We start from the raw sequence: 14,794 nt of genomic DNA, 5'->3' as shown, positions 1-14,794 counted from the left end.
AACCAAAGAACATCTGAAGGCAAAAGGTTAATTAGGGTTTAATCCAGCGGCTGCCGGGCCACATGGGTTAATCTTTTTTCACCTCCTCGTCGGGGTCCGTCGGCGTAAGGTCTGGACCCAGCAAGGTTTGGTGGCGACTGCGCGGAATATCCTCGCCCAGAACCTCGCGCAGGTAGAGGCTGCGCACGAGCGTAAAGATGACCACGAGCAGCGCGGCGGAGAAGAACAGGCCGAAGATGCCGAAGATCACGCCGATGCCGATGATCGCGAAGACGGTGATCGCCGGCGGGATCGAGATGACGCGCGCCTGTACATAAGGGGTGATGAAGTTGGTCTGGATCAGCCGCACGAGCGCATAAGTGACGAGCGTGCCGATCAGCGGCCCGGTCCCCTGCGTCGCGGCGAGGCCCAGCGCCGGGATCATCGCCGCGGTCGGGCCGATATAGGGGATGAACTCCGACAGGCCGGCGAGCAGGCCGAGCGCCGCGGCGGAGGGCACGCCCGAGATCCACAGCCCGACGCCGACCAGCACGCCCATGCTGGTCATCAGGATCAGCGACGAGCGCAGCCACAGCCGCAACGTCGAGCCGACGTCGAACAGCGCATCCTCGATCGCCGGCCGCTTGCCGCGCGGGATCAGGAACAGGAAGCCGCGCTGGTAGATGCCGGGATCGGCGGCGAAGAAGGCGGCACCGACGAGCAGCAGCAGGCTGTTGAGCAACAGCTCGCCGCCGCCCTGGACGAGCCCGCTGACGTCCTGCGCGGCCTGCGAGCCGGCATAGGCCTGTTGCACCGCGTCGACGATCTTGGCGCCGACCGGACTGCGCGACGCCCAGGCGGCGAGCTGGTCGAGCAGGCCGGGCAATTGCGTGACGAGCACGTTGACCTGTTCGCGGAACTGCACGCCGAACAGCCAGACGAGAAAGGCGACGATGCCGAAGGCGGTGGCGATGCCGAGGCCGAGCGATGCCTTCTCGGGCACGCGCAGGTGATCGCGATAGAGATCGGCGATCGCGTGGATCGCGATCGCGCCGAGCATCGAGCCGAAGGCGAGGATGAGCAGATTGCCCGCCTTGAACAAAGCCGCGGCGACCGCGGCGATGACGAGGATGTAGAGGATGCGGCGGATGAAGCGGGCGTCGTCCGCATCGGGGGCGAGACGGTTCACGCGCGCGCCCGGCCGGGAGATCGTACGCAGGCGGCGGTGGTCACGGACGTCTCTCCCCGGCGCTGCGATTCGGCGCGCCGCAGGTGTAACGTATAATCGGCGAAACGGGTGCAGGACCTTCGTCGTCGCCGGCCTGCCTGCGTCGGTGGGGTTTCGCCGGCGCGGCGGCGGTTGTACGGAGCGGCGCAACATCGTGGCGTCCTTGCGTTTTCCGGCGTCCTTCCTCTTACCGAAAGAGCTCCTCATGAAACTCTGCCGCTTCGGCCAGCCCGGCCAGGAACAGCCCGGCCTCGTCGACGATGCCGGTCGCATCCGCGACCTGTCGGGCGTGGTCGCCGACATCACCGTCGATGCGCTCCCCGCGGTGCGCGCTGCGGACGTCGCGGCGCTGCCGGTGGTCGACGGGACGCCGCGCTACGGCGTGCCGGTCAAGGGCATCGGCAAGATCGTCGCGGTCGGCCTGAACTATCGCGATCATGCGATCGAATCGAACCTGCCGATCCCGACCGAGCCGATGATGTTCATGAAGGCGCTGTCGAGCCTGTCCGGCCCGAACGACGACGTCATGCTGCCCAAGGATTCGACGCACAGCGACTGGGAGGTCGAACTGGGCGTGATCATCGGCAAGACCTGCCGCTACGTGTCCGAGGATGCGGCGCTCGACCATGTCGCCGGCTATGTGCTCGCCAACGACGTGTCGGAGCGGTTCAACCAGAAGCAGCGCGGCACGCAATGGTCGAAGGGCAAGGGCCACGACACCTTCTGCCCGGTCGGCCCGTGGCTGGTCACGCCCGACGAGATCGGCGACGTGCAGGCGCTCGCCATGCACCTCGACGTCAACGGCGAGCGGATGCAGACCGGCAATACCAGCACGATGATCTTCGATCTCAAGCAGCTGATCAGCTACGTCAGCGAATATGTCACCTTGCTGCCGGGCGACCTGCTGATCACCGGCACCCCGCCGGGCGTCGGCGAGGGCAAGAAGCCGCAATCGATCTACCTCAAGGCGGGCGACGTGATGGAGCTGGCGATCGACCGGCTCGGCACGCAGCGCCAGCAGGTCGTCGCGTGGCGCCATCCCGGCGACGCGGCACGCGCCTGAACCGGCAAACGCCACATCGCTGGTGGCGCAACACAGTGCTCCTGCGAAAGCAGGAGCCTAGTGCCGAGCAGAACACCGTCTTATGGTGATCGGGACTCCTGGGCTCCTGCTTTCGCAGGAGCACTGGGGGCAGCTTTGCACAGGTCTCCGACCGATCTGGCGTGACGGGAAGGGGCCCACGGCGAGCCCGCTCGGACGGTCTCGTGCGACTATTCTGCGGTCACGCGGGATCGGAACGGGTGTTGCCCTCGCCGGCGTCGGCGATCAGTTGCGCGTAGCAGCGCGCGAGTTCGAGATGGACGCGGCGCCCGTCGGTATCGCGCGCGCGCTCGGCGAGCTGTCGTTCCTGGCGTTCGCGGCGGACATAGAATTCGATATCGGCTGACATCTGCATGGCGCGCCTCCCGTTCGAAATCATTCCCTGCCGCTCTGGGTCTGTGCAGCAGGCAATTCATCTATAACGGTTTTTTCGCGATTCCGAATTCAATTGGATCAACCCGGCGACGCTATCCCACGTCGTCGAGCGGCAGCGCGATCGCGCATCGCATGCCGCGATCGGCGAAATCGAGCGTCACCGTCGCGTCGACCTCGTAACGCAGGCTGCGGGTGAGCAGTTCGAGCCCGAAGCCCTCGCCGACCGGCGCCATGACGCCGCCGGCGGGCAGATCCTCGTGCCACTGGATGTGGAGCTGGCGCCCGCCTTCGTCGTCGTCGCTGCCTGCGGTCGACCAGCGGATGTCGAGGCGGCCGTCGTCGCGGCGCAGCGCGCCGTGCTGGACGGCATTGTCGGTCAGTTCGTGGAAGGCGATGCCGAGCTGATCGGCGAGCCGCGGCGGCAGCCGCACCTCGGGGCCGCCATAGCCGACGCGGCCGCCGACCTGATGCGCGAGCAGCGCGTCGGCAAGCAGCCCCTCCAGGTCGACGCCCTGGTCGCCGGCGCGCATGATATGGCTCTGCGTCCGCGCGAAGGCGGCGAGACGGCCATCGAAATGGTTGCGATAGTCCTCCACCGTATCGCTGTTCTCCGCGGTGCGCCGCGCGATCGAGCGGATGATCGCCATCGCGTTGCGGATGCGGTGGTGGAGCGCGGCGCGCAGCCGGCCTTCGCCGGCGAGTCGCTGGTGCAGGTCGGAAATGTCGATCGCGCTGCCGCGCCAGTCGTCGGTGCCGTCGCCGGCGGGCATGCCCTGCACGCGCAGCCAGCGATACTCGCCCGTCGCCACCGCGCGCACGCGCAGGTCGGCGCTGAACAGCCGGGTCGTGCGCGCGCGATACCAGCCGGCGGTGAGCGCGGCATGATCGTCCGGATGAAGGCAGGCGAGCCAGCCGCTTCCGGCGCGCTCCGCCGCACTTTGCCCGGTCAGCGACGACCAGGCGGCGGCGAAGGCGAGGCTGCCCCCCTCGGCGGCGGCGTGCCAGTCGATCGGGCCGCACGCGGCGGGTGGGTCGGCAGCGGTGGCGACGATGGCGGGAGGATTACCCGTTGGCATCCAGATGCCGTCCTTCGTGATCGAGGTGGAGATAGGCCGGATTGAACATCGCGACATCGCACAGCCCGTCAAGATCGAGCGCCTCGAACTCGCGCCCCTTCCAGCGGATCAGGTTGCGGGAGCGCAGCTCCTGCACCATCCGGTTGACGTGGACCGGCGTCATCCCCGTCGCTTCGGCCAGGTCGGTCTGGGTCAGCGGGATCTCGCAACGCGCGCCGTCGACCATGCCGACGACGCGCAGGCGGAAGATCAGCTCGCAGAAGAGGTGCGACAGCCGTTCCAGCGCATCGCGCTGGCCCAGATTCACCGTCCATTCGCGCTGGATCGCCGCGCCGGTCAGAGCGTCCCACCACAAGGCCTGATTGACGCGCGGGCCGAGCGCCGCCAGCGCCTCGATCTGGTCGCGCGGGATCTCGACGTAGCGCACGGGGGTCAGCGCGCCGACCGAATGATCCATTTCGCGCAGGATATAGCCGTGCACGTCGCAGAGGTCGCCGGGCAGGTGGAAGGCGATGATCTGTCGCCGCCCGTCCTCCAGCGTCTTGTAGCGGAACGCCCAGCCGTCGACGATCAGATTGACGCCGCGCGGACGATCGCCCTCGCGGATCAGGTCGCGGCGCTGGCGTACCGCGAGCGGCGGTCCCGCGCACGCCGTCTCGATCGCCGCGCGTTCGTCGTCGGCGAACACGACATAGTGCTGCAGCCGGGTGAGCAGGCGATTGGCGAGTGGCGCAGGTGACATGGGGAAACTTGACAGCATTTGTCGCTTCTGCTCGCTTACCCATGTTAAAGCCGCCGGCGACTGATTCATTATCCCTTGTTTTACAGGGAGTAGCTCAATGACATCAGCAGCAGCATCACCGCTGGCCGGGCGATCCATCCTCATCGTCGAGGACGAATATCTGATCGCGGACGATCTGGCGCGCGATTTGCGCGCGGTCGGCGCGCAGGTGGTCGGGCCGGTCGCCTCGCTGCCGCAGGCGATGCGGCTGCTCGCCGAGGCCGAACCGCCCGACGTCGCGATCCTCGACATCAATCTGCGCGAGACGTTGGTCTATCCGCTGATCGACCGTTTGCTCGCGGCCGAGGTGCGTGTGCTGATCACCAGCGGCTATGACGCGGCGATCATCCCGGACCGCTATCGCGCGCTGCCACGCTGCGACAAGCCGGTGTCGACCGGCCATCTCCGCGCCGCGGCAGAGCAAGTGTGGACCGGCGCCACGGTATCGCTGCCGACGCCCTGACGGCGCATCCCGGACGGCCATCAAATCCGTCACCCCGGACTCGTTCAAAGCCAGCGCAGTGCTCCTGCGAACGCAGAAGCCCAGAGCCAAGCAAAACAACGTCTTATGGCGTTCGGAGACTCCTGGGCTCCTGCTTTCGCAGGAGCACTGGGGGAGTTCGCAGCGGTCTCGACTTGTTCCTGAGTGACGGGGTGGGCTGGGGAACACGGCGGAATGCCACGAAAAAGGGGTCCGGCATCGCTGCCGAACCCCTCTTGCTCACGTCGATCCGCAGGATCAGTCGCGCGTTTCGGTCAGGAACGCCGGCGCGAACTCGGGCGCGGGGCCGTCGTCGTTGCCGCCGCCGTTGCGCGGACCGCGATCGCCGCCCTCGCCGCGGGGACCACGGTCGCCGCCGTCGCGACGCGGACCACGGCCACCGCCGTCACGTCCGCCGCCGTCGCGACGCGGGCCACGGTCGCCACGGCCACCGCCGTCACGATCGCCGCCGCCGCTGCGCGGACCGCGCGGGCCACGGTCGCCGCCTTCGCGGGGCTCACGTGCCGGACGCGTGTCCTCCAGCTCGGCGCCGGTTTCCTGATCGACGACGCGCATCGACAGGCGGACCTTGCCGCGCGGATCGATCTCAAGGACCTTGACCTTGACGGCCTGGCCTTCCGAGAGGACGTCCGAGACCTTTTCGACGCGCTCGTTCTTGATCTCCGAGACGTGGACGAGACCGTCCTTGCCGCCCATGAAGTTCACGAAGGCGCCGAAATCGACGAGGTTGACGACCTTGCCGTCATAGACCTTGCCGACTTCCGCTTCCTCGACGAGGCCCTTGATCCACTTGATCGCGGCTTCGATCTGCGCCGGATCGGACGACGAGACCTTGATGACGCCCTCGTCGTCGATGTCGACCTTGGCGCCGGTCTGCGCGACGATCTCGCGGATCACCTTGCCGCCGGTGCCGATGACTTCGCGGATCTTCGACTTGTCGATCGAGAAGGTCTCGATGCGCGGTGCGTGCGCCGACAGCTCCGAGCGGGTCTCGCCCAGCGCCTTGGCCATCTCGCCGAGGATGTGCGCGCGGCCCTCATGCGCCTGTGCCAGCGCGACCTTCATGATCTCTTCGGTGATGCCGGCGATCTTGATGTCCATCTGCAGCGAGGTGATGCCCTCGCTCGTGCCGGCCACCTTGAAGTCCATGTCGCCGAGGTGATCCTCGTCGCCGAGGATGTCCGACAGGACGGCGAAGTCCTTGCCTTCGAGGATCAGACCCATCGCGATGCCCGACACCGGGCGCTTCAGCGGCACGCCGGCATCCATCATCGACAGCGAACCGCCACACACCGTCGCCATCGACGACGAGCCGTTGCTCTCCGTGATGTCGCTGGTGACGCGGATCGTGTAGGGGAATTCCTCCTTGGTCGGCAGCACCGGACGCAGCGCGCGCCATGCGAGCTTGCCGTGACCGACCTCGCGACGACCCGGCGCACCGAAGCGGCCGACTTCACCGACCGAGTAGGGCGGGAAGTTATAGTGGAGCATGAAATTCTGGTACGACAGGCCACCGAGGCCGTCGATCATCTGCTCCGCGTCGCGGGTGCCGAGCGTGGTGGTCGCGATCGTCTGCGTCTCGCCACGCGTGAACAGCGCCGAACCGTGCGCGCGCGGCAGGAAGTGTACTTCTGCCTCGATCGGACGGACCGTCTTGGTGTCGCGACCGTCGATGCGGCGGCCGGTCTTGAGGATCGCGGTGCGGACGATGTCCGCCTCCAGCTTCTTCACCAGCTTGAGGCTGGCGAGATAGGCCTGGGGATCGCTGTCCTTGAGGTCGGCCATGCCTTCACGTGCTTTCGCACGGGCTTCGTTGATCGCGGTCTGGCGGGCCTGCTTGTCGGTCAGCTTGTACGCCGCCTCGAGGTCCTTGCCGATCAGCTTCTTGAGCTTGGCCTTCACGCCGGCGCTGTCGTCCTGGACCTTCAGTTCCCAGGGCTCCTTGGCGGCCTGTTCGGCGAGCTTGATGATCGCGTCGATGACCTGCTGCGACGCGCGATGCGCGAACATCACGGCGCCGAGCATGACGTCTTCCGACAGCTCGTTGGCTTCGGACTCGACCATCATCACCGCGTCGTGCGTCGCCGCGACCATCAGGTCGAGGTCGCCGGTGGCGACTTCGGCGTCCGACGGATTGAGCTGATATTCGCCGTCCTTGTAGCCGACGCGCGCCGCGCCGATCGGGCCCATGAAAGGCACGCCCGACAGCGTCATCGCCGCCGAGGCGGCGATCATCGCCAGCAGATCGGGCTCATTCTCGCCGTCATAGCTGAGCACCTGCGCGATGCAGTTGATCTCGTTGTAGAAGCCCTCGGGGAACAGCGGGCGAATCGGACGGTCGATCAGGCGGCTGACCAGCGTCTCACGCTCGGTGGCGCCGCGCTCGCGCTTGAAGAAGCCGCCGGGGATGCGGCCGCTGGCGGAGAATTTCTCCTGATAATGGACGGTCAGCGGGAAGAAATCCTGGCCTTCCTTCACCGACTTCGCCGCGGTGACGGCGCAGAGCACGACCGTCTCGCCGAGCGTCGCGATCACCGCGCCGTCGGCCTGGCGGGCAACCTTGCCCGTTTCGAGGGTCAGCGTCTGGCCGCCCCACTCGATCGATACCTTCTTGGCATTGAACATGTATTTTCCTTCACTCCCCGAGCCAGATGCTGCGGGGGGCCTGTCTCGCGGGCTAGCCGGCCCGCGTCGGTATGGAGCGTCTTGTCGCTCCCGTGGATCGGGGCCGAATTGCCCGTCTCCGCTACCCGGCTCATGCCGGTATTCGTGAATGCGTGATGTCCGCCTGTAGCACGGACATATGAAAAGGGCGACCCGAAGGCCGCCCTCATCGTTACTTGCGAAGGCCGAGCTTCGCGATCAGGTCGAGGTACCGCTGCCCGTCGGTCTTGCGGAGATAGTCGAGCAGCGAGCGCCGCTTGTTGACCATCATCAGCAGCCCGCGGCGCGAATGGTTGTCCTTCTTGTGACCCTTGAAATGCTCGGTCAGGTTCTTGATGCGCTCCGACAGGATCGCGACCTGGACTTCCGGCGAACCGGTGTCGCCTTCCTGGCGCGCATGTTCCTTGACGACTTCGGCCTTGCGCTCTGCGGTAATGGTCATGTGTCAGTCCTCGACATCGTTCAAAGGTTGAAGCCACGGACGACGCGGGCCTCTGCGGCCTCGACCTCTATCAGCGCGACCGGGATATCCCCGTCACACGCGAAATATTGGCCATCGTCCCCGGCGATCCCGCTCAGAACGCGCCCCTGGCGGAGCGCCCCTGCCTGTTCGGGCGTGAGGGATAGAGCCGGGATGTCGTCCAGCCCCGCCCTCAATGGCAGGATTATCTGTTCAAGGCTGCGCGCCATACCGGCTTCGGCCAATTTGTCCAGCGATATCGCGGGGGCGAGGTCGAACGGCCCCGCCTTGGTGCGGCGGAGCATGGTGACGTGACCGACCGTGCCGAGCGCCAGCGCGATGTCGCGCGCGAGGGAGCGGATATAGGTGCCCTTGGAGACGTGCGCGGTAAGGGTGATCTCCCCCAATTCCTCCCTCGCGTCAGCGGGAGCGCAGGGTCGATCATGCCCCCGGCATGATCTTGGATTGCCGGGGGCAATCCAACCCTGCGCTGGGGACCGCTCGCCGCAGGCGAGTGGTGGAGGGGGCGTTTCCACAGACGCGGAGGTCGCCGTATCCTCCCCCTCCGTCAGGCCTTCGGCCTGCCACCTCCCCCTTGCGGGGGAGGAATAGATGGTTTGCGGGGAGGAATATAGCGCGTGGATCGTCACCTGCCGCCCCGCCAGCACCACCTCTTCCCCGGCCCGCGCCAAGTCGTACGCCCGCGCGCCGTCGACCTTGAGCGCCGAATAGGCCGGCGGCACCTGCGTGATCGGCCCGGTGAAGCGCGGCAGCACCGCCGCGACCTGCGCCGCGGTCGGCCGCACGTCGGAGGTCGCGATCACCGTCCCCTCCGCATCGAGCGTATCGGTCTGCTCGCCGAAGCGGATCGTGAAATCGTAGACCTTGTCGCTGTCGAGCATTCGCCCGGCGAGCTTGGTCGCCTCGCCCACCGCGACCGGCAGAACCCCGGTCGCCAGCGGATCGAGCGTGCCGCCGTGGCCGACCTTGAACTTGCCATAGCCGCCCTGCCGCAGCGCGCGCTTGACCGCGGAGACGACCTGCGTGCTGCCCAGCCCCAAAGGCTTGTCGATGATGATCCAACCGTGCATCGCGCGGCCGTTAGGCGATTGCAGTCGCCAAGGCCAGGAACCAGCCGATCACCGCTTGCGCCGGCGGCCCGACGACGCGCCCGACCAGATCGGCGCCGGGGAAGACCATCGGCAGCACGACCAGCACGAGGATCAGCAGCAGAAAGCCGAACCGCCCGATCTTGGCATATTGCGCGGCGAGCGGCCGCGGCAGCAGCCCCTCGACGACATGGCCGCCATCGAAGGGCGGCATCGGCAGCAGGTTGAAGATCGCGAGGAAGACGTTGACCAGCAGGAAGTTGACGAGATTGGCGAGCACGAAAGCGGCGATACCGACCGGCGCAGTGCCGCCCGCGGTCGCGCCGATGACACCGATCGCGATCGCGGTCAGCGTCGCGAGCGCGAGGTTCATCCCCGGCCCGGCGAGCGCCACCGCGACCATGCCCCAGCGCGGGTTGCGCAGCCGCTGCGCGATCACCGGCACCGGCTTGGCCCAGCCGAACACCGGCGCGCCGGCGATGGCGAGGCCGAGCGGCAGGATCAATGTACCGACCGGATCGACGTGGCGGATCGGGTTGAAGCTCAGCCGACGCTGTTCCTGCGCGGTCGGATCGCCGAGCCATTTCGCCATCCAGCCATGCGCGACCTCGTGGAAGACGATCGCGATCACCAGCGGGATGATCCAGACGGCGGTGCGATAGACGATGTTCTCGGGGTTCATGCGCGCGATATGGCGTGGGGCAGGGCGCCGCGCCAGAGTGCGTCGCGCTCACCCTCACCCATCGCCGGCTCCGCCGTCTCTCCCTCTCCCGGCGGGAGAGGGAAGGGGCCCGCCGCCGCAGGCGGTGGGAAGGGTGAGGACGGCGGCTAGGACCCCAATGCCTCGCTGAAATGCCGGCGGCATAGCGCGACATAAAGGTCGTTGCCGCCGATCTCGGTCTGCGCGCCCTCGGCGATCGCACGACCTTGCGCATCGACGCGCAGGTTCATGATCGCCTTGCGCCCGCACACGCACACCGATTTGATCTCGATCAGCGCATCCGCGATCGCGAGCAGCCGCGCCGATCCCTCGAACAACCGCCCCTGGAAATCGGTGCGCAGTCCATAGGCAAGCACCGGCACGTTGAGCACGTCGCAGATTCGCGCCAATTGCGCGACCTGCCCGGCGGAGAGGAATTGCGCCTCGTCGACCAGCACGCAGGCGAGCGGCTCGCGCGCCTGCCGCTCGGCGACGCAGGCGGCGAGGTCGGTGGCCACATCGAAGGGCGTCGCGGGCGCCTCGAGCCCGATCCGGCTGGTGATCGTCCCCGCCGCGAAACGATCGTCCACCGCAGCGGTGAACAGCATCGTGTTCATGCCCCGCTCGCGATAGTTGAAGTCCGCCTGCAACAGCGTCGTCGACTTGCCCGCATTCATCGAGGCGTAGTAGAAATAGAGCTTGGCCACCGACTAAAGCCCCGTCAATCCTCGCCCAGATCGCGCGCCACCTCGGGCTTGCGGAGCAGCGCGTCGATATGGCTGCCCTCGTCGAAGCTCTCGTCGCTCAGGAACTTGAGCTTGGCGGCATATTTGGTCTGGATGCGATGCGCGACCTCGCGCTGCAGATAGGCGGTGTTGGTCCGCAGCGCTTTGAGCACCTGTTCCTCGTCCTTGCCGAGCAGCGGCTTCACGAACACCGTCGCGTGGCGCAGGTCGGAGGACATGCGGACCTCGGTGATCGAGACCATGTGCTTGGCCAGCGTCTCGTCGTGGACGTCGCCGCGCTGGAGGATCTCCGACAGCACGTGGCGGACCTGTTCGCCGATGCGCAGCGCGCGGACCGATTTATCCTGGGGATCTTTGTTCATGATGCCTTTTACCCCCCTCCCGGCGGGAGAGGGAGGGTGAGGGCAGGAGGCGTGCCGCCTTCACCCGTCCGCCGCCTGCGGCAGCGCCCTCCCTCTCCCGGATGGGAGAGGGACATGGTTTAGAGGGTGCGTTCGCGCATCTCGACTTCGAACGTCTCGAGGAAGTCGCCGGGCTTGATGTCGACGAAATTCTGCGTGAACGTCACACCGCATTCCAGACCGGCGCGCACTTCGGCGACATCGTCCTTGAAGCGGCGCAGCGACGCGATCTCACCCTGATAGATGATGACGTCGTTGCGCGTGATGCGCGCCTTGAGCGCCTTGCGGATGACGCCGTCGACCACGAGCAGACCGGCCGCCTTGCCGTGCTTGCCCGCCGAGAAGACGTCGCGGATCTCCGCCCGGCCCACCACAGTCTCGAACGCTTCCGGCCCGAGCTCGCCCGCCATGCCGGCGCGGATCTCGTCGATCAGGTCGTAGATGACGTCGTAATATTTCAACGCCACCTTCTGCCGATCGGCGATCTCGCGGGCCTTGGCATTGGCGCGGACGTTGAAGCCGATGATCGGCGCGCCCGAGGCCCCGGCCAGCGTCACGTCGCTCTCGGTAATGCCACCGACGCCCGAGTGCAGCACCCGCGCCTTGATGAGATCGGTCGAGATCTTGTTGATCGACGCGACGATCGCCTCGACCGTCCCCTGGGTGTCGGCCTTGACCACCAGCGGATATTCGATCGCGGCATTGGCCTTGAGCGCCGAGAACATGCTCTCGAGGCTCGCCGGCGCCGTCGTGGTGCGCTTCTGCGTCAGCACGCTCTGGCGATATTCGGCGACCTCGCGGGCACGTGCCTCGCTCTCAACGACCTGCAACGGATCGCCTGCCGAGGGAACGCCGGTCATGCCGAGCACCTCGACCGGCATCGCCGGGCCGGCTTCCTTCACCTGACGGCCCTTGTCGTCGATCAGCGCACGGACCTTGCCGCTCTCCGCGCCGATGACGAAGACGTCGCCGACCTTCAGCGTGCCGCGGTTGACGAGGATCGTCGCCACGGGGCCACGGCCCTTGTCGAGCTTCGCTTCGATCACCGTACCCTCGGCGGCGCGATCCGGATTGGCGCGCAGTTCGAGCAGTTCGGCCTGGAGCTGGATCTTCTCGATCAGCGTGTCGAGCCCGGTCTTCTTGAGCGCGGAGACCTCGACGTCTTGGACGTCGCCGCCCATTTCCTCGACCACCACCTCGTGTTCAAGCAGACGCTCGCGCACGCGCTGGGCATTCGCCTCATATTTGTCGATCTTGTTGATCGCCACGATCATCGGCACGCCGGCCGCCTTGGTGTGGTTGATCGCCTCGATCGTCTGCGGCATCAGCCCGTCGTCGGCCGCGACCACCAGCACCACGATGTCGGTGACGTCGGCACCGCGGGCACGCATCTGCGTGAACGCCTCGTGGCCCGGCGTATCGAGGAACGTGACCTTCGACTTGTCCTTCAGCGTGACCTGATAGGCGCCGATATGCTGCGTGATGCCGCCGGCCTCGCCGCGCACCACGTCGGTGCCGCGCAGCGCGTCGAGCAGGCTCGTCTTGCCGTGGTCGACGTGACCCATGATCGTCACCACCGGCGGACGCGGCTTGAGCGACTCGGTCGAATCCTCGCCGGTGTCGAGCGCCAGATCGATGTCGCTGTCGCTGACGCGGACGATGTTGTGGCCGAATTCAGTCACCAGCAGCTCGGCGGTATCCTGATCGATCGTCTGCGTCATCGTGACGGGCATGCCCATCTTGAACAACGTCTTGACCAGATCTGCGCCCTTCTCCGCCATACGGTTGGCGAGTTCCTGGACGGTGATCGCCTCGGGCACCTGGACGTCGCGGATCTGTTTGGCCTGCTGTTCGCGCGGGCCGCCGAAGTGACGCTTTTCCTTTTCACGCGCACGCTTGAGCGCGGCGAGGCTGCGCGAACGCGCACCATCGTCGCCGAGCGCGCGGTTGACGGTCAGCTTGCCGCCGCGACGCTCGTCGCCCTTGCGGTCACGCTGCGTCGGCCGGCTTGGCGGTGCGTTGCGCGGCGTCGCCTGACCCGAAGGCAGGTTGCGCGACGCAGCGCCGCCGGCGCCACCGGCAGTGCCCGTCGCGGTCGTCGCGGCAGCAGCCGGCGCGGCCGCAGGGGCCGGTGCAGGCTTGGGCTGCGGCTTGGGAATTTCCGGGCGGGCGACCGGCGAGAACCGACGCGGTGCGGGCAGCGACGGATCGCGGCCGAAACCGACGATCGGTGCGGGCGCCGGGGCCGGCGCGGGGGCCGGTGCCGGAGCGGGCGCAGCGGCCTCGACCGGCGCAGGTGCAGGTGCAGGTGCCGGAACGGGCGCCGGCGTCGGTGCGGCGACAGGCGCGGGCGCCTCGACCGGTGCCGGCGGCACGACGCGCTCGACCGGGCGGAAGCCACGGCCGGCGGGGGTCGGTACGACGGGTGCGGCGACCTGCGGTGCAGCCGGGGCGGGTGCCGGTGCGGCGACCGGTTCCGGCGTCGGCTCGGGAGCGGGCGTCGGTGCCGGAGCAGCAGCGGCGGCGGCCTTCTCGGCGGCGCGGGCGCGTTCGTCCTCGGCAGCCTGCGCACGCGCGGCTTCCTCGCGACGGCGCGCATCCTCCAGCGCGTGCATGCGCTGGTCCTCGGCCTCGCGCAGCATGCGCGCCTGACGCTCCTGCGGCGTCTCGTTCGACGGCGCCGGACGTGGAGCAGGGGCGGGGGCGGGCGCCGGAGCAGGCGCGGCGACGGGCGCCTCGACCTGCGGTTCGGGCGCGGCCTGCGCCTCGCCCGGACGGCCGAGAACGCGCCGCTTCTTCGTCTCCACGATCACCGTATTGGACCGGCCGTGGCTGAAGCTTTGCTTCACCTGGCCGGTCTCGACCGTGCGCTTCAGCCCCAAAGGCGCGCGCATGCCAAGTTTCGGCTTATCGTTGTCGGTGTCGCTCACTCAAATTCCTCGTTCACGTCTACGGCCGGTCGCAGCCCGTCGGATACATCCCCCGGAAATACAGGGGGAAGTCCGGGCGCCGATGCGCCTTGCGAGGCCGTTTCGCAAGGCACGGGAGGGGTTTCAGGTCCGATAAAATGCAGCCAGCGGTCGAGCGCATCGCTCACCCGCGCGGCGGCAGCGCGGTCGGTCAGGCCGATGTGTACCACATTCTCGCGGCCCAGCGCCAACGACAATATGGGGCGGGGCATCGGCAAAACCAAGCCCCTCAGCGTCGATCCCTCGCGGTCCGAGCCGATCCGCCACGCTTGGTCGAGCTTGCGGTTGCCGTCGGTGCCGGCATCCGCCGCATGATAGAGCGCATGGAGCTGCCCCGCGCGCGCCGCCGCCTCGATCTTCTCCGAGCCGGTCAGCAGCGTGCCCGAGCGTGATTCGAGCCCGAGCCGGTCGAGCGCGTTGCGTTCGAGTGCGGTGGCGATCCGCGCGGGCAGATCATCGGGGATGACCAGCTCGGCGCCCTTGAAGGCACGCGCGAGTGCGCCGCGCAGCTTCTTCTTGGCGATCGCCTCTTCGAGGTCGGCGCGGGTGACGCCGATCCACGCCCCGCGGCCGGGCGCCTTGGCGCGTACGTCGGGCAGCACCTGCCCATCGGGCGCGATCGCCAGCCGGACGAGATTGTCGCGTTCGTCACGATCCTGCGTCAGGATGCACTTGCGGACGGGATCGGTCATGCGCCGCCCC

14 protein-coding genes are annotated in these 14,794 nt (G+C 67.7%); 2 read left to right on the top strand and 12 right to left on the bottom strand.

The window, feature by feature from the left end; translation table 11 throughout:
- Positions 1-67: 67 nt before the first annotated feature.
- Positions 68-1,168, bottom strand: coding sequence for an AI-2E family transporter (locus MC45_RS11360; RefSeq protein ID WP_038663152.1), 1,101 nt, complete (start codon positions 1,166-1,168; stop codon positions 68-70).
- 244 nt (positions 1,169-1,412) lie between these two features.
- Here MC45_RS11360 and MC45_RS11355 point away from each other — a divergent pair, with 244 nt between their 5' ends.
- Positions 1,413-2,270: a 2,4-didehydro-3-deoxy-L-rhamnonate hydrolase gene (locus MC45_RS11355; protein WP_038663149.1), complete on the top strand. Its 858-nt coding sequence runs from the start codon at positions 1,413-1,415 to the stop codon at positions 2,268-2,270.
- 220 nt (positions 2,271-2,490) lie between these two features.
- Here MC45_RS11355 and MC45_RS19575 read toward each other — a convergent pair whose 3' ends face one another.
- The 3 genes from MC45_RS19575 to MC45_RS11345 all read right to left on the bottom strand — a co-directional run bounded on the left by MC45_RS19575 (position 2,491) and on the right by MC45_RS11345 (position 4,502).
- Entirely contained in the window at positions 2,491-2,664 is a 174-nt protein-coding gene (locus tag MC45_RS19575; protein ID WP_169742549.1) for a hypothetical protein, read from the bottom strand.
- Positions 2,665-2,776: 112 nt separating this feature from the next.
- On the bottom strand, positions 2,777-3,760 hold the full coding sequence (locus MC45_RS11350; protein ID WP_038663146.1) for a sensor histidine kinase: 984 nt from the start codon (positions 3,758-3,760) through the stop codon (positions 2,777-2,779).
- Positions 3,747-4,502, bottom strand: a complete 756-nt coding sequence (locus tag MC45_RS11345; RefSeq protein ID WP_038663143.1) for a Crp/Fnr family transcriptional regulator — start codon at positions 4,500-4,502, stop codon at positions 3,747-3,749. Before MC45_RS11345 ends, MC45_RS11350 begins: the two co-directional genes overlap by 14 nt.
- 97 nt (positions 4,503-4,599) lie before the next feature.
- Between MC45_RS11345 and MC45_RS11340 the strand changes: the two genes are divergently transcribed.
- A complete protein-coding gene (locus tag MC45_RS11340; RefSeq protein ID WP_052075634.1) occupies positions 4,600-5,004 on the top strand; it encodes a response regulator in 405 nt (134 codons plus the stop codon).
- Positions 5,005-5,280: 276 nt separating this feature from the next.
- Here the strand turns inward: MC45_RS11340 and pnp are convergent, their stop codons facing one another.
- The 8 genes from pnp to MC45_RS11300 all read right to left on the bottom strand — a co-directional run bounded on the left by pnp (position 5,281) and on the right by MC45_RS11300 (position 14,784).
- On the bottom strand, positions 5,281-7,668 hold the full coding sequence (gene pnp, locus MC45_RS11335; protein WP_038663140.1) for a polyribonucleotide nucleotidyltransferase: 2,388 nt from the start codon (positions 7,666-7,668) through the stop codon (positions 5,281-5,283).
- A gap of 211 nt (positions 7,669-7,879) precedes the next feature.
- Complete coding sequence (gene rpsO, locus MC45_RS11330) at positions 7,880-8,149, bottom strand: 30S ribosomal protein S15 (protein WP_038663138.1); 270 nt, start codon at positions 8,147-8,149, stop codon at positions 7,880-7,882.
- A 20-nt stretch (positions 8,150-8,169) separates the two neighbouring features.
- A complete protein-coding gene (gene truB, locus MC45_RS11325) occupies positions 8,170-9,258 on the bottom strand; it encodes a tRNA pseudouridine(55) synthase TruB (RefSeq protein ID WP_038663135.1) in 1,089 nt (362 codons plus the stop codon).
- A 10-nt stretch (positions 9,259-9,268) separates the two neighbouring features.
- Positions 9,269-9,958, bottom strand: a complete 690-nt coding sequence (locus tag MC45_RS11320) for a site-2 protease family protein (protein ID WP_038663132.1) — start codon at positions 9,956-9,958, stop codon at positions 9,269-9,271.
- Positions 9,959-10,104: 146 nt separating this feature from the next.
- Positions 10,105-10,683: a thymidine kinase gene (locus MC45_RS11315; protein ID WP_038663129.1), complete on the bottom strand. Its 579-nt coding sequence runs from the start codon at positions 10,681-10,683 to the stop codon at positions 10,105-10,107.
- Between the two features lie 14 nt (positions 10,684-10,697).
- Complete coding sequence (gene rbfA, locus MC45_RS11310; RefSeq protein ID WP_171009497.1) at positions 10,698-11,084, bottom strand: 30S ribosome-binding factor RbfA; 387 nt, start codon at positions 11,082-11,084, stop codon at positions 10,698-10,700.
- A gap of 119 nt (positions 11,085-11,203) precedes the next feature.
- Complete coding sequence (gene infB / locus MC45_RS11305; RefSeq protein WP_038663122.1) at positions 11,204-14,053, bottom strand: translation initiation factor IF-2; 2,850 nt, start codon at positions 14,051-14,053, stop codon at positions 11,204-11,206.
- Positions 14,050-14,784 carry a DUF448 domain-containing protein gene (locus MC45_RS11300; protein WP_038663120.1) on the bottom strand — a complete coding sequence of 245 codons (735 nt, stop codon included), beginning with the start codon at positions 14,782-14,784 and terminating at the stop codon, positions 14,050-14,052. Before MC45_RS11300 ends, infB begins: the two co-directional genes overlap by 4 nt.
- Positions 14,785-14,794: the final 10 nt, after the last annotated feature.

Source organism: Sphingomonas taxi (genome assembly GCF_000764535.1).
In the GTDB taxonomy this organism is placed as follows: Bacteria; Pseudomonadota; Alphaproteobacteria; order Sphingomonadales; family Sphingomonadaceae; genus Sphingomonas; species Sphingomonas taxi.
Note: the sequence above shows the minus strand (reverse complement) of the source record. Positions and strands in the feature narration are given on the sequence as shown.